Annotated in this window: 19 protein-coding genes; 6 read left to right on the plus strand and 13 right to left on the minus strand. The window is 47.2% G+C overall.

Going from position 1 to position 17,293, the window contains the following annotated elements; genetic code table 11:
• Positions 1-259: 259 nt before the first annotated feature.
• Complete coding sequence (bioH, locus tag AACQ79_RS01345; protein WP_038148688.1) at positions 260-1,024, minus strand: pimeloyl-ACP methyl ester esterase BioH; 765 nt, start codon at positions 1,022-1,024, stop codon at positions 260-262.
• Positions 1,025-1,170: 146 nt separating this feature from the next.
• Between bioH and AACQ79_RS01350 the strand changes: the two genes are divergently transcribed.
• From AACQ79_RS01350 to cysQ, 4 genes are all read left to right on the plus strand, one after another.
• Entirely contained in the window at positions 1,171-1,872 is a 702-nt protein-coding gene (locus AACQ79_RS01350; RefSeq protein WP_170899617.1) for a phosphoribosyltransferase family protein, read from the plus strand.
• A 99-nt stretch (positions 1,873-1,971) separates the two neighbouring features.
• The gene (gene nfuA, locus AACQ79_RS01355; protein ID WP_013855425.1) at positions 1,972-2,559 is read left to right on the plus strand and encodes a Fe-S biogenesis protein NfuA; all 588 of its coding nucleotides are present in this window, start codon (positions 1,972-1,974) and stop codon (positions 2,557-2,559) included.
• A gap of 155 nt (positions 2,560-2,714) precedes the next feature.
• Positions 2,715-3,260 (plus strand): ADP compounds hydrolase NudE, encoded by a 546-nt coding sequence (gene nudE / locus AACQ79_RS01360; protein WP_010319312.1) that lies wholly within the window; start codon positions 2,715-2,717, stop codon positions 3,258-3,260.
• A 24-nt stretch (positions 3,261-3,284) separates the two neighbouring features.
• Positions 3,285-4,112: a 3'(2'),5'-bisphosphate nucleotidase CysQ gene (cysQ, locus tag AACQ79_RS01365; RefSeq protein ID WP_010319313.1), complete on the plus strand. Its 828-nt coding sequence runs from the start codon at positions 3,285-3,287 to the stop codon at positions 4,110-4,112.
• A gap of 82 nt (positions 4,113-4,194) precedes the next feature.
• On the opposite strand, the gene AACQ79_RS01370 is transcribed toward cysQ, so the two are convergent.
• The 12 genes from AACQ79_RS01370 to gspC are packed head-to-tail and all read right to left on the minus strand — an operon-like array spanning position 4,195 to position 15,418.
• A complete protein-coding gene (locus AACQ79_RS01370; RefSeq protein WP_170895681.1) occupies positions 4,195-4,953 on the minus strand; it encodes a type II secretion system protein N in 759 nt (252 codons plus the stop codon).
• Positions 4,950-5,447, minus strand: a complete 498-nt coding sequence (locus tag AACQ79_RS01375; RefSeq protein ID WP_170895680.1) for a type II secretion system protein M — start codon at positions 5,445-5,447, stop codon at positions 4,950-4,952. Before AACQ79_RS01375 ends, AACQ79_RS01370 begins: the two co-directional genes overlap by 4 nt.
• Positions 5,448-5,457: 10 nt before the next feature.
• Positions 5,458-6,669: a type II secretion system protein GspL gene (gene gspL, locus AACQ79_RS01380; RefSeq protein ID WP_170899618.1), complete on the minus strand. Its 1,212-nt coding sequence runs from the start codon at positions 6,667-6,669 to the stop codon at positions 5,458-5,460.
• Entirely contained in the window at positions 6,638-7,657 is a 1,020-nt protein-coding gene (gene gspK, locus AACQ79_RS01385; RefSeq protein WP_170899619.1) for a type II secretion system minor pseudopilin GspK, read from the minus strand. The genes gspL and gspK overlap by 32 nt, the downstream gene beginning before the upstream one ends.
• Positions 7,644-8,297, minus strand: coding sequence for a type II secretion system minor pseudopilin GspJ (gene gspJ, locus AACQ79_RS01390; RefSeq protein ID WP_019282845.1), 654 nt, complete (start codon positions 8,295-8,297; stop codon positions 7,644-7,646). The genes gspK and gspJ overlap by 14 nt, the downstream gene beginning before the upstream one ends.
• Positions 8,284-8,646 (minus strand): type II secretion system minor pseudopilin GspI, encoded by a 363-nt coding sequence (gene gspI, locus AACQ79_RS01395; RefSeq protein WP_017045697.1) that lies wholly within the window; start codon positions 8,644-8,646, stop codon positions 8,284-8,286. The genes gspJ and gspI overlap by 14 nt, the downstream gene beginning before the upstream one ends.
• A complete protein-coding gene (gene gspH, locus AACQ79_RS01400; RefSeq protein WP_088728560.1) occupies positions 8,630-9,208 on the minus strand; it encodes a type II secretion system minor pseudopilin GspH in 579 nt (192 codons plus the stop codon). Before gspH ends, gspI begins: the two co-directional genes overlap by 17 nt.
• Positions 9,209-9,242: 34 nt before the next feature.
• A complete protein-coding gene (gene gspG, locus AACQ79_RS01405; protein WP_010319321.1) occupies positions 9,243-9,686 on the minus strand; it encodes a type II secretion system major pseudopilin GspG in 444 nt (147 codons plus the stop codon).
• Between the two features lie 50 nt (positions 9,687-9,736).
• Positions 9,737-10,957, minus strand: coding sequence for a type II secretion system inner membrane protein GspF (gene gspF, locus AACQ79_RS01410; protein ID WP_170899620.1), 1,221 nt, complete (start codon positions 10,955-10,957; stop codon positions 9,737-9,739).
• A complete protein-coding gene (gspE, locus tag AACQ79_RS01415) occupies positions 10,957-12,456 on the minus strand; it encodes a type II secretion system ATPase GspE (RefSeq protein WP_019282846.1) in 1,500 nt (499 codons plus the stop codon). Before gspE ends, gspF begins: the two co-directional genes overlap by 1 nt.
• Complete coding sequence (gene gspD / locus AACQ79_RS01420) at positions 12,453-14,483, minus strand: type II secretion system secretin GspD (protein WP_088731476.1); 2,031 nt, start codon at positions 14,481-14,483, stop codon at positions 12,453-12,455. Before gspD ends, gspE begins: the two co-directional genes overlap by 4 nt.
• Before the next feature lie 38 nt (positions 14,484-14,521).
• Positions 14,522-15,418 carry a type II secretion system protein GspC gene (gspC, locus tag AACQ79_RS01425; protein ID WP_231140402.1) on the minus strand — a complete coding sequence of 299 codons (897 nt, stop codon included), beginning with the start codon at positions 15,416-15,418 and terminating at the stop codon, positions 14,522-14,524.
• 347 nt (positions 15,419-15,765) lie between these two features.
• Here gspC and hslR point away from each other — a divergent pair, with 347 nt between their 5' ends.
• On the plus strand, positions 15,766-16,152 hold the full coding sequence (hslR, locus tag AACQ79_RS01430; RefSeq protein ID WP_170899621.1) for a ribosome-associated heat shock protein Hsp15: 387 nt from the start codon (positions 15,766-15,768) through the stop codon (positions 16,150-16,152).
• Positions 16,153-16,183: 31 nt separating this feature from the next.
• Positions 16,184-17,059 (plus strand): Hsp33 family molecular chaperone HslO, encoded by an 876-nt coding sequence (hslO, locus tag AACQ79_RS01435; protein WP_013855441.1) that lies wholly within the window; start codon positions 16,184-16,186, stop codon positions 17,057-17,059.
• Positions 17,060-17,293 lie beyond the last annotated feature (234 nt).

Consider the following 17,293-nt stretch of genomic DNA (forward strand, 5'->3'; position numbering starts at 1 on the left):
AACCTCCTCAGTATCGCCCGCCCCGATAGACCTGCTTTCGCTCAGCACTACTGGGTTAGACTTTATATCGACCAGATTGCTCAAACTTTTAGCAAATTTATTTTTAATTTAACATTTGTACCCAACGGCTTGACGTTTCAGGACGCTACAGATAAAGACAGCAAACGGGTGAATCCCCATGAGAGAGCAACGATGTGATTGAGGTGAGCCAACACAGCTGTAGCTTTAAGTAGAAAGACATTGCATGGGTATCAATGCCTTAACGTGCAAAGGCGATGAGCTGCTGGCAAAAATCGTCCAGTTCAGTGATGAACGGTGCGTGGGAGGAATTGCCAAAAATGTACTGCTCGCTATTGGGCAAGGTTTTTTGCAACTCTTGCGCCACCTTAACCGGCACCAAACCATCAAGCCGACCATATAGACGAAGCATGGGAATCGAGAGTGCTGTCAACGGCTGGCGCAAATCCACCTCCGCCAACATGACCAAACCCGCTAACAATGATTGTGGGTTCGGCGCGGGCCGTGATAACACCGCTTGTTTTAGGTATTTGACATCTTGCTTTGCCTGAGGGCTGCCCATCGCTTGCAGCGCCATAAAGCGCTCAACAGTAGCCTGAAAATCGTCCATTAACTGTTCAGTAAAGGCACTGAGCACTTGAGGGAGAATGCCACGCCACGGTTTCTGTGCCGCAAATTTGGGAGAGCTCGCCACAGTGACCAATTTGCTCACATAACTTGGGTGATGCAGTGCCATATGAGTCGCCACTAACCCACCCAAAGACCAACCGACCCAAATGGCTTGTTTAGGCGCTTGCATGATTAGCGCTTGCGCGATCTCTTCTAGATCAGCGGCGTGGCTAGCAGCGCTGTGCCCATAACCAGGCAAATCAACCACATGTACACGAAAATGTCCTTTAAGCACATCGACCGCCTGCTGCCATACTGCACCATTCATCCCCCAACCGTGCACCAAGACAAGATCATCGCCCTCGCCTGAGGCTTGCCAATATAACGCTGTGGCCATGCTCACAAATTCCCCCACTAAATTCACACTTCTTCGCTGAAAAAATACCGATCATACACTCACTGACTTGAAATCACGGTCAACACAAAGACTGATTCAAGTTGCAAGAGTATAACCATACTTCGTTTCACAGCTTTGGTTGAGTTATGTTATCGCATTGGGTTCAAAAAACCATCACTCGCTTGGTAAGCCGTCAGTGTCTACTGTGTCGTTTACCGATTGAAACTCACCAAACTGGGGCTTGGTGTAAGACCTGCCTAACCTATTTTGCACCGCAACCTCGCTGCCAACAGTGCGGCCTGCCAACGCTTATTACCGTGCCTCAATGTGGGCAATGTTTAGCGAATCCTCCGCCTTGGCAACGCCTATACTGTGTCGGCGACTATATTTTTCCGCTCAGTCACACCATTCATCAACTCAAATATGAAGGTCAATTTTGGCAATCTCGCCATTTGAGTGCCTTACTGACGCCACGTATCGACACTCCCGCCCCGCTCATCACTAGCGTTCCGTTACACTGGCAACGGCGCTTAAAACGCGGCTTCAATCAAAGTGCACTACTTGCCTCTCAATTAAGTCAACAACTGGGGGCTAGCTGCGATAACCAGTTGATCAAACGCAATCGCGCAACGCCCCAGCAGCAAGGGCTTTCTAAATTACAGCGCAAACAAAATCTCAAACATGTATTCACACTACGGCACCTCCCCACGCACAAGCACATTGCACTTGTTGACGATGTAGTGACCACGGGCAGCACCGTGCAGCAAATCTGTCAATTACTGCTTGAAGTCGGTGTCGAAAGGATTGATATTTACTGCATATGCCGCACTCCTGAACCTAAAGATTAACCAACACGGTTTTATTTAGCGCGTAAAAAGGACTGGATCCGCCGTGTTTCAGGAGTAGAATGGCAAGTAATAACCTATAAATTTACTCAGGTATTCGTCGTGTCAAATTCTATTATTATTACCGAAACAGCCCAAACCCATTTCGGCAAGTTGCTTGGGCAACAGCCTGATGGTACTAACATCCGAGTTTTTGTAGTCAATCCAGGCACTCAAAATGCAGAGTGTGGCGTCTCTTATTGTCCACCCGAGGCAGTAGAAGCGACTGATACTGAAATTGCCTTTGAAGGTTTTTCTGCGTATGTCGATGAACTGAGCTTGCCGTTTTTAGAAGACGCAGAGATCGATTTCGTCACTGATAAAATGGGTTCACAACTGACACTTAAAGCTCCGAATGCGAAGATGCGTAAAGTGTCTGATGACGCAAGCCTGATTGAACGTGTGGAATATGCGATTCAAACTCAAGTCAACCCGCAGTTAGCTGGCCATGGTGGCCATGTCAGCTTGGTTGAAATCACCGAAGATGGTATTGCGATTGTCGCCTTTGGCGGCGGCTGTAACGGTTGTTCAATGGTCGATGTCACCCTCAAAGAAGGCATTGAAAAAGAACTGCTTCAACAATTTGAAGGCGAATTAACCGCGGTGCGCGATGCTACTGAACACGATCGTGGTGAGCACTCTTACTACTAGTGACTCACTAGATTCGTGGATTCCAGAAAAACGAAGCCGAGATGAGATTCTCGGCTTTTTTATACTTAAAATCATTTGCCGCGCTCAAGTCCTTTTCAATTAAGGTCATTTTCTCATATAGTTAGAAAAGTCATTTGCCTTACGGGAATTAGTGTATGCCAACCAAAAAACTGCCCGAAATTTTAGCCCAAAGAACGGCAGCCCAATCGACCCTGTTTACCATCGAATCATTAGATTTACGCTTTTCTAACGGCGAACAGCGCACCTATGAACGAATGAAACCGAGCGGCCGGCATGCAGTCATGATGGTGCCAGTAACGGCACAAGGAGATTTACTGCTGGTTCGAGAGTATGCCGCTGGTACTGAACGCTATGAGCTCGGATTCCCTAAGGGTTTGATTGACCAAGGAGAAAGCCCGCAACAAGCAGCAAATCGTGAACTCAAAGAAGAAATTGGTTTTGGCGCAAGCACCTTAACCCCCTTAAAAGAGGTGGTACTTGCCCCCTCTTACTTTTCGAGCAAAATGACACTCTTCTTAGCACAAGATCTATACTCAGAAGTAATGGAAGGCGATGAACCCGAACCTTTAGAGGTCATTCGCTGGCCTCTGGCCCAAGCAGAAGAGCTACTGACTCACCTCGATTTCTGTGAAGCCCGAAGCATTACCGCACTACTGCTTGCTCTGCGCAGCCTAAAATAACAAAGTAGAGCTATAGGATTGATGATGCCAACAGCCAATAATTTATCTTACTTACTGCCTGACGTAATTGAAATCGCTCGCTCTGCCGGGCAATTGATTCTCGATATCTACGAAAAGAAAAACTACGAAGCGTTCACCAAAAGTGACCACACCCCTGTCACCAGTGCCGATCTTGCTGCGCATAAACTGATCTGCGAACGACTGAGTGAACTCACGCCAGATATTCCTGTTTTGTCGGAAGAGGCGGCGGACATTAGCCTAGAAAAACGCAGCCAATGGCAGCGGTACTGGTTGGTTGACCCGCTTGATGGTACGCAAGAGTTTATTGCGCGCAGTGGTGACTTTGCCACCATTATCGCACTGATCGAAGAAAACCAACCAGTGATGGGCGTCGTCTATGGGCCCGTTTCTGGCGTGACCTACTACGCCTACGCAGGCAAAGGCGCATGGAAGATCCCCGACATGTCTGAAAGCTTGCGTATTGAAACACACAAGCACGAAACCGTTGGGCAATCCATCGCGATTGCGATCAGTCGCCGCCAAGATATTAACCGTATTACAAGTTGCATGAGCAGCGCATGGAATTATGAGCTAGTGCCGCTGGGCTCGGCAGCGCTGAAAGCGTGTTTAGTCGCAGAAGGTGCTGTCGACTGCTATTTGCGTCTCGGCCCAACCGGTGAATGGGATACCGCCGCCACGCAATGCATCGTAGAAGAGGCGGGCGGACGCATCCTCAACACGCAACTGCAACCGCTGTCCTACAATGAGCGTGAAACGTTAGAAAACCCCAACTTTATTGTGTTAGGGGATGCTGATTTGCCTTGGAATACCATTTTACAAGTCAAACCATAACGGCCATTACCAATAAAAATGCTGATCAATAGACTCAGCACTTTTATTGGGGGTATGAAATGATTACGGTTAAAAAAACCAATCAAAGCTGGCCTTGATAATTAAACTGATATTTACCTTGGTTGTCTGGCGCTCCAATCCACTGTAATTGATCCGCCATTTCGGGTGGGAATTGCGCTTCAGGTTTAAACCATGCTTTCGCACTGTAACTCATGTCTGGTTGCAGCTGCAGGGCAAACTCACTGCTCATTTGCTCACTGTTTTGCTGACCGTTCAATGTCATCTGATTGCTTTGACATTGCAGATCTGCCACTACCGGACCAAGCGAGAGCTCTCCTAAAGGTGAGTCAACTCGGCCATGAGTCCACGCAAGTGAGCCTTCGGCAGATTCACACCACGGGCTATCATAGCGGTAATGGTTCAGGGACAACTCGACTTGCCCCTGAAAAGTCACTGGTACAGGCAGCGGAAACAGCGCCGCTAATTTATTAGCCGCGACAGAAACCACAACCTTGTCTGCATAAGGGCCAGAAAACCCCAGACCAAGATTGCCTTTGCCACGAACTCCCATATCACTACCGCGTCCAAAGCGTACCGCCACTTCAAACTTGGCCATCAGCAGTTGTGATACTTGGATGTCCCAGTTGAGATCGCCGACATTTTGCCCTTGCCAAAAGAGTTGCTGAGCACTACCAGACCACACCGTACCGTCAACACCAGTGACACGCATGACTTCGGAAGAGGAGAGTTGATTCATCACCAAGGAAGCCGGAATATGCGCGACCACACTGATGAGAAAAACCATTACAAGGAACCCGCTATAGAGCAATTTCTTTTTCACTCACCACCTCGCTTCAGTTGTAAGCGTTTTACTTCGACAACGCCACTTTGCTGAGCACGGTTGATGTCCATAAACTCGACATCGACACCTTGCTGCTCTTTTAGAAAGGCAAGCCAATCCACCAATTTAGAGAAAGGAAGTGGTTGTATCCAAACCTGCATCATTTCATCACGCGGTTGAATACGAATAAGCTCAATTTGAAAACGCTGCACACTTGATGAGATGACTTGATTGAGCGGTTGCGTCGTTGCCACCCCACCACCTTGTGCGCGCAATTGAGTAATGGCATCGGCCTTATCCGTCACCCAATTAAGCAATTGTCTTTCACTGATAATCCGGGCTTGCGCAAGCTCGGTTTTCTGATTAAGTGGCGCTAAAATGCCCCAGTAAATGATCGCAACCACACACAGCGACACACCACCTAACAGTAATTTCTGTTCACGAGGGGAAAAGGTCGCCCATCGTTGTTGAAGTGCACTCAGGCTATTTTTCATGTCACTAACCTCACTGGCTTTTCAGTATGAAGGTACCATTAACTACAGAACCCGAGCGGTTTAACTGCCCTTGCTCAACCACAAACTGCTTTTCCAATTTAAGGCGCGCTTGTTCAAAGCTTTCAAAATCATTACTTTGAACTTCAAGGCGAATTTCACCCCGATTGCCATCATATTTAACACTTTGCAACTGCATGTTCGGTACGCTGCCGATACTGCTGGGCAACTTCGACAACCACTCCAACATCGAACCATTGGCTTCACCGCCAGAGAGTCGAGCCGCTTCATCATTCATCAGTCTTTTCAGGTAACTGATGGTGGGTATTTTCTGTTTATCAGGGAAAACCGCGCGAAAAACACGTTCACTCTCCGCTCGATAAGCATCGGCTTGCGCTTCGTAGTGCCCTGCTTGCAAAAGATGGTGGCTGGTTGAAATTACAATCAACACCGCGGCCGCTAATGCGCATTTTTGCCATACTTGCCAATGCTTCAAAAACGAGGACTTGGTTTTAAAACTTCCCGTCAGTAAAGTCACTTTGCTCGCTATTGCTTGCTGAGTCAGCAACGCCATGACTAAATGAGGCTCGGCCTGTTGCCAATGTTGCCCTTCAGCCAATGTCAGCTCAGGGAGCGGGGTATACGCCTCTAGAGGTAAATAGTGCCCCTCTTGCTTGACCCATTCTGAAGCACTAAACAGCGTTAACCACTGCGGTTCAATGCTCACCCCTAAATACTCACCTTTACGGATTAACCATTCTTGGCCGATCTGCAGTGCCGACAACCCCTCTAATGCAGGTATAGCCAACACATCCGGTAATACCTTTTTCACGTCAAAACCCGCGGCTTTGAGCTCATCTAAGCGGGTACGCAACCAAGCACGATCCATCCCGACAACGTAAGCGGTGGAAGCGGTTTTATGCAAAATTGAAAAATGCAGCTCATCCACATCTTGTGCGATCTCATCTTCGATTAGATAAGGCAACATTGACTCTAAGCGACGAGCCGCCCCTGATGGAATCGCGACCTCAGTCAGAACTAAATCACTGGCAGCGAGCAGCACAATCGTGGCGCGTTCAGCCGCATAGCTAGAGAGCTGAGATAGCTGCTCCCATCCGGATATTTCACCGCTGGCAATCACTTCTTGCTGCTGTGTTGACCACACCAGCCAAGGTATTTCAGCGTCTTGTTGACTACTCAGCCGAACGGTCAGAAACTCGCTCACTGATCCCTCCAAAGCGACGGCGTATGACCGTTGCGGTTTCTCTATTATCACTAAACAATAAACTGCGAATACGAACTCGCGAGTCATCAACCAAGATTTGAGCATCCAGTTCAAAATAAGCACTATCGACAGCTAGGTACTGTTTCGCTTCTTCTTTCACTTTGCTCTCCACAGCAGCCAATGCGGCCTCTGCGAGAAAATTGTCTACCGAAGCCCAGCCATCAAATGGTCGGCTCTCGAGTAAGTTTTTTGCATCCCCTTCACTTAAGTGCGGGCTGAACATCGCCACCAATAACTTGGCATGATCGGGTTCCAAGGTATTGATATTCAAACGCCAATCATCAGTGGGGAGAGTACAGATATAAGGCGCTATTTTATTCATTACATCACCGCTCACCTGCTGAACCGCGCGCAACTCACTGTTATCCGCAAGTAAACTATTCGCCGCCAGATAAGCAGGAGACATTGATTCATACTGGCTGTCTTCTACGCCATAAGAGGACTGCACATCTGAATCGCCATCAATATACTCCCAAGCCGAATCGGCAATCACTTCGGCTTGATAGCTTTCAACCTCAAGCTCTTCCAATAACCGTTGCAACACTTGCACTAAATAGGGTTTTTCGACACTCCCTGCCGCAGGTCTGGCTCTCGAGAGTACATTCAGGTTAAAACAAGCCTGTTTATCAAGGATGCGCCCTTTCAGAGTGCCGTAATCCAATGGATACGTTTGCTCTTTCATCGCCCAAGGTTGACTTAAGTTAATCGTTTCGTTGTCTTTGTAGCTCTGCTCGATAGCAACTTTGGCTAAAGCTTCACTACCCACACTATACCAATAGGCTTGCTGGTAACTAATTTGATTATTCGCTCTTTGAAACTGTGTGAATAAACGCTCGGACATGGTTGCGGCAATCGACACCATAATCGCCAACAACAGCAAGATAACGATTAACGCCACACCGCGTTGGGCTCGATTAGGGTGCGCCATTATTATCAGCCTCTTTATTGGTCGAATTGATGCCACCACCAGCAGTAAGGTAGATACGCTCAATCTCGCCATAATCTTTCAGCGCCAATTTCACGGCCACCGCCCGTGGGATTTTCAAGGCATCACTCCACTCTTCACTCCATTTATCTTGGTTATAAAAGCGCAGCGATAGTGACTCAACATCATGTAACAATGGCGTGATGATCCCTTCTTGCCCTGCAGGAGTATCAGGATAACGCCACCATATACGCTCTAACACGCCCTCTTTAATTCGGTAGCCGACCTTAGTGACTTCCCCGCGTGGAAATTGCTGCTGTGGGTTATGCCAACCTAATCGTGCAAACAGCACTCCTTTTTGATCGGAGTCGAGCAAGTACTCTTTCCAAATCAGCATCTGTTGACTTGGCTCTTCACCATTGGTGCGAAATTGACGCGTTGCCATCTGCCGAAAATCGCCATCCATTAACACCATGGCGCGCTGCAATTCGTTCAAACGTTGGCTACGTTGGGCTGAAATCTCATTACTGCGCTGGACTTGGTTCAATACTTGGTAAGCACCAACGCTCAAACTAGCGAAAATCGCAATCGCCACCAGCACTTCAATCAGGGTAAAGCCTTTGTTTTGTTTATTTGGCGACATAACTTCTCACTGTCACCAAAGGTGATCCTTCTTTTTCACTAGCCACGCTGACATCAAAAGCTTTCAATAAATTATCCGCAGTGGGTACTAAAGTGACTTTCCAATACCAGGTTCGGCCCGCCAATACCTCACTGCCATTTTTCGCTTGTACGTTTTGAGGAGTAAGCATCACTTGCGCCATCTGGTTATCGACCACCATGGCGGCAAACGCTTTTTCTTCCAAATAACTCACGGTATTGATGTGTTGGCTGACCGAACGGATCACACTGATGGAAGCGGTGGCAAAAATAGCCAGCGCCACCAAGACTTCTAACAGCGTCATCGCTTTTTGTTTACCCATCGATCGCATCTCCCGGAGCGAACAGCGTGATTTCCCCGTTTTCTTTCACTACCACTCGCCAGCCTTGCTCTGCATCTTGCTGATTAAGATGGATGCTCAGGACAAAAGGGGTCAGCTCACCACTCGATAAAATAAACACTTGTGGTGGTAGCTGCTTTTTCTGTTCGTTTTCATCAGCAAACTTATCGTCATCAAACAGACTGCCCGGTTTGAAGAGTCGATCGTCGTTTTTCCATGCACTTCCTCCCAGCTCAAACTGGAGAGATAACCCCTCAGGCAGTTGGAGCTGTGAAGCCATTTTCTTGCTCTCTAGCGGCTTCCATCCCTTGTCCTCCATCGATAGGAAAACCAGATGCGATTTTTTTTCATCGACCCGCAAACCAAAATCTTTGCCACTGAGAATGGCTTCTTCATTACTCAGTTGTAGACGCTGATAAAGGCTCATCGCGTACTGTTTCGCATCATCGTTGTTCGTGCTAGGTAGCGTCGATATAACGGCCACAGCACTGAGCGAGAGCAGCACGAGCACCAGCAGTATTTCGAGTAGGGTAAAACCGCGTTGAGATAGCATCAGATAAATGGGGCGGCTAAGGCCGCCCTCTCTCTTATTGGAAATCTTGCATGTTCCAGTTGCCTATGTCGGCACTGGCGCCTTCGCCGCCTTCTTGACCATCAGCACCCAGCGTGAAGATATCAATCGTACCGTTATCACCAGGGCTTAAGTATTGATAAGGGTTGCCCCAAGGGTCATTTGGCAAACGGCGAATATAACCGTTATCGCGGTAGTTGCGTGGCTCAGGATTCGACGGCTTGGTCACTAGCGCTTCTAAGCCTTGATCTGTCGTTGGGTACACGCTGTTGTCTAATTTATACATATCCAACGCATTTTCGAGTGCGACAATATCGGTAATCGCTTTTTGTTGGTCAGCTTTTTCTTTATTACCGAGCAAATTAGGCACCACAAAACTCGCCAAAATACCCAAAATAACCACAACCACCATCACTTCAAGCAAAGTAAAGCCCGACTGTTTATTTGTTTTTGTTCTCATTCCAACCTCCAACATAGTTTGGTCGTTATCATTGCAGAATTCAGTCATGATCAACGACTCATTAAATTATTCATTTCTAAAATCGGCATCAAGGTCGCCATCACGATAAACAGTACCAACCCAGCCATCAATGCAATCAGTGCCGGGGTAAAAATACCTAATGCGATGTTGACCGTCGATTCAAAACTCGCGTCTTGGTTATCGGCCGAGCGCGTCAGCATACTTTCGAGCTCACCACTTTGTTCACCACTGGCGATCATATGCAGCATCATCGGTGGAAATAACTTGGTTTGCTCAAGCGCTTTACGCAAGCTCGACCCTTCGCGAACATTGTCAGCCGCCAACAACACTTGTTGCTTAACGTATTTATTGGACATCACATCCACCGCCACACGCATCCCATCCAAAATAGGAATCGCACTGGAGGTACAAATCGACAAAGTTCGCGCAAAACGCGCAGTATTGAGACCGCGAGTGATTTTGCCAATCAACGGCATGCCGATGATTTTTTTATCCCACTTCAACCGCAAGTTCGGCTTGCTTAGCAACCATCGGACGAGATAAATCAAGATCACCAATAGCACCAGCAATTGGACACCCCAATGCTGGATAAAATCACTTGAGGAGAGTAAAAATTGAGTCGACTTCGGTAATTCTTGCCCCATTTGGACAAATTGTCCGACGATTTTAGGCACCACAGCCGCCAGCAAAAAAGCCACAATACACACCGCGAACACCACCAACACCACTGGATAAATCATCGCTTGTTGTAACTTGGAACGCATTTTTTGGCGATTCTCAGCATAGTCCGCTAAACGCTCAAGCACCGAATCCAAATGACCTGATTTTTCGCCCGCTTCAACCATCGAACGAAACAGGTCATCAAAGATATGTGGGTAATCACCTAAGCTGTCTGACAAGGTATACCCCTCAGTCACTTTGGAACGAACAGCGGCCAACATGGTGCGAATACGCGGCTTTTCCGATTGTTCAGATACCGCTTTCAAACACTCTTCTAATGGCATGCCTGACTGCACTAAAGTGGATAACTGGCGAGTAATGAGCGCTAAATCCGGTGTACTGATACCGCGCTTAAAACTCAAAGGCGATTGCTCACGCTGAGCCGCTTTCGCTTGCGTCTCAATGAGTTCAATCGGTATAAGCCCTTGCTCTTTTAAGCGCTGGCGAACCTGCCGAGCATGGTCCCCCTCAATAATACCCTTTTTTTGTTTGCCTTTGGCGTCGAGCGCTTTATATTCAAATGCCGCCATTATGCTTCCTTCGTCACTCGCATCACTTCTTCAAGTGAGGTAATGCCTTTCAGCACTTTATCAAGCCCGTCATCACGAATGCTCGGTGTTTTCGCCCGCACCGCTTTTTCAATCGCTTGCTCTCCGGCTTCGCTATGAATTAAGGCTTGTACCTCATCATCAATCAGCAACAATTCATGTATACCCGTTCGGCCTCGATACCCTTTGTGATTGCATTTGTCACAGCCCTTCGGACGATACAGTGTCAGCGACTCTTTTTTCTTACAATTGAACAGTTTTTTCTGCTCATTGTCTGCTTGGTAGGCCTCTTTGCAATCGGGACATAAGGTACGCACTAAGCGTTGTGCCAATACGCCAAGCAGCGATGATGAGATCAAAAAGGGTTCAATTCCCATATCGCGCAAACGTGTTATCGCACCGATGGCGGTATTGGTGTGCAAAGTCGACATCACCAAGTGCCCAGTTAAAGACGCTTGTACCGCAATCTGCGCGGTTTCTAAATCACGAATTTCCCCAACCATGACCACATCCGGGTCTTGACGCAAAATAGCACGTAATCCTCGCGCAAAAGTCATGTCCACTTTAGGATTGACTTGAGTTTGGCCGATACCATCAATATCGAACTCAATCGGGTCTTCAACGGTTAAAATATTACGCTCGTTGCTGTTGAGTTCTTGCAGGCCAGCGTACAAGGTGGTGGATTTTCCTGAACCGGTTGGACCCGTCACCAAAATAATGCCATGTGGTCGTTTGATTAATTGACGGAAGCTTTCGTGGTTGGCGGCCGTCATTCCTAGACTGTGCAGATCTAAGCGCGTGGCGTTTTTATCTAGCAAACGCATCACCACACGCTCACCGTGAGACGAAGGCATGGTGGACACGCGAACATCAACCGCTCGGCCGCCAATGCGTAATGAAATGCGTCCATCTTGTGGTACACGTTTTTCAGCGATATCAAGCTTAGCCATTACTTTGACGCGTGAAACCAGCAACGGCGCTAATTTACGACTCGGCGCTAACACTTCACGCAGTACTCCATCGACACGAAAACGAATCGACAAGATTTTCTCAAAGGTTTCAATGTGAATATCCGACGCGCCCTCTTTGATCGCTTCGCCAAGCATAGCGTTGATCAATTTGATGATGGGCGCATCGTTTTCTGACTCTAACAAATCTTCATTTTGCGGCAGCTCTTCGGCTAATGAGAAGAAATCATCACTGTCAGCACCAATATCTTCCATTAATTGTCGCGCTTCTGACGAGTCTCGTTGGTAAGCTTGGGTCAACTTACTTTCAAATTCGGCCAGTGAAATTTCAACCAAGTTGAGCGGCTGTTTCACGACTCGTTTCACTTCGACTAATGATTCGATAGCCAGCGGTGCGACATAAAATAACGTCGGCAGCTCGTTGTCTTCTACCAGCTCTAATACCAATTTAAAACGATTGGCAAAGCTAAACGGTAAGCGACGGTAGTGAGGTTGCGACAAAACTTCGGTCATTGCTGTTTTTCCATTTGTTCGATGAAGGCTTGTACTTCCGCAGAATGGGTGCGCTCATCACCAAACTTGGGCAGCACAGGGATATTATCGTTCGCCATCAACTTCAAACCGCGATCAGCGTTATAGAGCTGCTCAGCACGAATGTAGTTGTACTTACGCTGAGTGATGCCATCGGCCGTCATCCCATCACGAATGATGGTCGGCTTAATAAATACCATCAGGTTTTTCTTCTCAACTTGGGTACTGGTCGATTTGAACAAATAGCCTAAAACCGGTATATCGCCTAATAGTGGGACTTTGGATTCACTTTCGACCGCGCGCTCATCAATCAACCCCCCCAGCACTAACATTTGCCCGTCTTGAATGATGACCGATGTGTTTAATTGGCGCTTTGCAAAACGGACATCGACGGCACCATTCGCTCCTAATACGTTGGATACCTCCTGCTCAATTTTCAATTGAACTGAGTCGCCTTCGTTGATTTGTGGTACCACTTTCAGCTTGATACCGACCTCTTTGCGTTCTACGGTTTGGAAAGGATTATCGTTATTTGCGCCCGCGCTCGAACCTGTCAAAACAGGCACCTCTTCGCCCACGATGAAGGAGGCTTCTTCATTATCCATCACCGTAATACTCGGTGATGACAAGATGTTCGAGTTGGAGTCACTCGACACGGCGCTGATCAGCGCGGTCCAGTCGCCCATCACTAAGCTCATGGCTGCACCATTGACCGCACCGAGCGCTGACGCCAAAGTAGAGTAATCCCCTTTGGTGGTGGTGTTTTCATTACGCAAGAAAGTACCATCAGAATTATAAACAGCTTTACTGGTGGTGGTATCTTTGGCTTCTTCTAAACCAATCATTACCTTACCGATTGGCGCGCCCGCGTTGCCATACTGAATCACAGAACCGTTGTCGAGTGAGCCCCATTGCACGCCTAAGTTGATGCCATCCCCTTCAGCCATTTCAACAATCAGCGCTTCAATCAATACCTGAGCGCGACGAATATCCAACTGCGCAACCACATCTTCTAGCTCTTTCATGATGTCTTGTGGGGCGGTAACAATTAACGAATTGGTCGGCGCATGTGCTGAAATCATCACTTCGGTGCGTTGTGAACTTTGCCCCGTTTTTTGCCCAGACTGTTTTTCAGCCTGCAAGTTGTCAGACACCCCTTTCAACACATCAACCAAATCTTCCGCTTTCGCATTCTTAAGATAAATGACGCGGTTGTTGCCTCTGGTCGCCATCTCGACATCAAGCTGAGTGATCAATCGCTTTAGGCGTGCACGAACTTTAGGATCACCTGAGATCAAAATCGAATTGGTACGATCATCGGCCACCAGCTTAGGTTGCAAAAACTCTGGGGTATTTTTGGCATCCGTGGTTTTGTTTAATGCCTCCACAATACGCACCATTTCAGCGGCAGATGCATTACTCAGCTCCACCACTTCGATGTCTTTGTCACCGGCTTGGTCAACTCGTTTGATGATATCGGCTAAACGGTTGACGACCGCAGCACGACCTGTAATCAAAATGATGTTCGCCGGATCATAATGCACTACGTTGCCCGCTCCTGCGTTATCGATCAACTGGCGCAGCAAAGGTGAAAGCTCTCGTACCGAAACATTCCGCACCGCAACAACGCGCGTGATCACGCTATCACCGTTCTCTTTTCCTTCATCGCCAACGACAGGAATCGCAGACGTTTTGGCATCTTTCGACTTGATCACTTTGAGCACGCCGTTGTCCATTTCCACCACGGCAAAACCATACACTTCCAATACATTCAAAAAGAAGCTGTAGTATTGCTCTTCATTAAGTGTGTCATAGCTGCGGACATCAACCTTCCCCCGAACGGAAGGATCAACAATGATTGTTTTTTCAAGATTACGGCCCACGATATTGATGAATTCTTGAATATCGGTGCCTTTAAAGCTGGCACTAAAATCGTTTGCCATGGCTAACGGCGATGACAACAAGCCACCCATCAATAACCACGTCGTTTTGTTTAACCAATGCTTCACGTCTTACTCCCTAAACTCATGCTCATGCATCAGTCTGTCTAAAATTGGATATAAATGTCATGGGATTGCCCGTCTCTTTCGACTGTTAAGTTCATTTCGGTTAACTCAGAGACTGACTGAAAAATCTTATTCATGGCGTCCGGGTCCGTTAAATCCTGACCGTTTAACGCGATTGCGACATCGCCATCTTGTAGCCCTACCGACTCAAACAACTCAGGAGATTGCCCAGGGCTCACTCTGTATCCAAGCACTTTGTCATCACGTTTCACTTGCGACAAGCGTACATATTTAAAGATTTCTTGCGGATTGCTGGCAATAGCGGCGCGAATGTCATCCAACTTCTCTTCTGCAGACGCTGGGTTATTACCACGCACATTCGATGCAACAACGCGCTCAGGCGTTGCCACACTCGGTTTATGATAGTCAATTCCATCCAACATCAAGGTTTCATCGCGCCCTGAGTTGTCAATAATGACGCGATCATTGAACACCGCTTTCAATTTGACACGGGTTCCTTCAATGACTTCGTTAACACCATAGGTCGCTTGGCTACCACGATTTGCGATTACCGCTAGACTCTTACTCGGTTCATTGCTCGCCACCACCCCAACCAATAATAAGCTAAGGCTGGTTTTAGGTGCATCTTTGACCACAGGCTGTGCGGCTTCGACCTTCTGCTCGCTATAGCGACCAAATAAACTTCCTTGTTGTAAAGAAGAGAGATCAAGCGAACGCGCCGCATTCGGCGTTGATGCGATTGCTCTTGGAGACCAAGGCGTTATATCAACCGCGTTTTGCTGAATCAGCCACACCATTTTTCCTAGAATCCAAGCCGACGTGACCAGCAATACTAAGGTAAGAAATTGGCTGATTTGTTTCTGCCATTGCGGTATTTTTTGTAGCAAACCTGCTTGCCATAAGCGAGATGAGGTCATACTGCTAAAATCGATTCGCCTCAAAAGATGTCCTTACTGATATTTTCTTACTTCAACCATGATGTTTCACATTCATGAGCCGTTAGCCAGACGAAAACCGGCGTATTGGCCTCAAACTATACTTCCATTTCATTTAAACTATGCTTCCATTTAATTCCATTTAAATGGAACAGATACATAAGACCGCGAAGATCGCGCTACAAAAACACATTAATATATCATAGGAGACATTCTCGTCATTTTTACTGACATTATTTTGTCGGGTAGCTTGAAAATCTGGAACCAAAACACCATTGTAAAGGCCATAAAACGTACAAGACTAACTCCCTTTGAGGCACATTTGTAGTATGAGTTCTGCGACAGAGCAAATAAGATTGGATAAATGGCTATGGGCAGCACGATTTTATAAAACGCGGTCGATCGCACGCAGTATGGTCGATGGTGGTAAAGTCCATTATAATGGCCAACGCACCAAGCCAAGTAAAATTGTCGAGCTTGGGGCAACGATTACCTTGCGCCAAGGCCAAGAAGAGAAAATCGTCACTGTGATCAATCTGTTAGGGCAAAGGCGCAGCGCGCCAGAAGCAAAAACCCTGTATTCGGAAACCGCAGCAAGCATCGCCAAACGTGCCCATCATGCCGAGCAACGTAAGCTCAACGCACACAACCCAAGCCCCGAACGCAGACCAGACAAAAAAGAGCGTCGTGACATCATTAAATTTAAACATCAATAAAAGCTGGACCATGTTCCGAGGAAATAGCTAAATGGCAAATAACATTTTAAATCGCTACTTATTTGAAGATCTATCCGTACGTGGCGAGTTGGTACAATTAGACGACGCGTATCAACACATCCTTTCGAGCCAGGAATATCCAGCCCCAGTACAAAAACTTTTGGGCGAACTGCTCGTCGCAACGACCTTGCTAACCGCAACGCTGAAGTTTGAAGGCTCAATTACCATGCAATTGCAAGGCAATGGCCCAGTTTCCTTAGTCGTTATCAATGGTGATAATGAACAGAAAGTGCGTGGTGTCGCACGCTGGAAAGGCGATATTGCCGATGATGCCGACCTACACACTTTGATGGGTAAAGGTCATTTAGTTATCACTATCGAGCCCAAGAAAGGCGAGCGCTACCAAGGTGTGGTCGGTTTAGAGGGTGATAACTTAGTGGAAGTGCTGGAAGGTTACTTCATCCGCTCTGAACAGTTGAAAACACGCCTTTGGATACGCATTGGTACGCAAGATGGAAAAGCCTGTGCCGCTGGCATGTTACTGCAAACTATTCCAGATGGAACGGGTACGCCCGATGATTTTGAGCACTTAGAGCAGTTAACTAACACCGTAAAAAACGAAGAGCTGTTCACCTTAGAAGCCACTGATCTGTTGTATCGCCTGTATAACCAAGAGAAAGTTCAGTTGTTCACCCCACAACCCGTGGAATTTCATTGTGGTTGTTCACGTGAACGCAGTGGGGCGGCCATCATCACAATAGGCAAAGAGGAAATTTACGACATTTTATCGTCTGAAGGATCCGTTTCTTTACATTGTGATTACTGTGGCACCAACTACTCATTTGAAGAGGCTGAGATCGCAACACTCTACGCACAAGCCTCCTCAGGAAGCGACACAATTCATTAATTTGCATGAATTAACAAGCACGAAGAAAACGTATCAGAGCCAGCTTTATGCTGGCTTTTTTTGTGATCAAAACCCAGTAAAATCAAGCCTTAAACAAACAGAATGGCGTACTTATTTTTTTAAAAGTATTAATCTTATTGATCTAGCGCAAAGGTTTGCGTACGCGATAAAATAGTTGCGCCAATATGTGACGGGACACCTAAAACCACAGGAGTGTCATGGGCAATTTTTGAA

The organism is Vibrio sp. 3-2(1), assembly GCF_963887575.1.
GTDB lineage: Bacteria > Pseudomonadota > Gammaproteobacteria > Enterobacterales > Vibrionaceae > Vibrio > Vibrio anguillarum.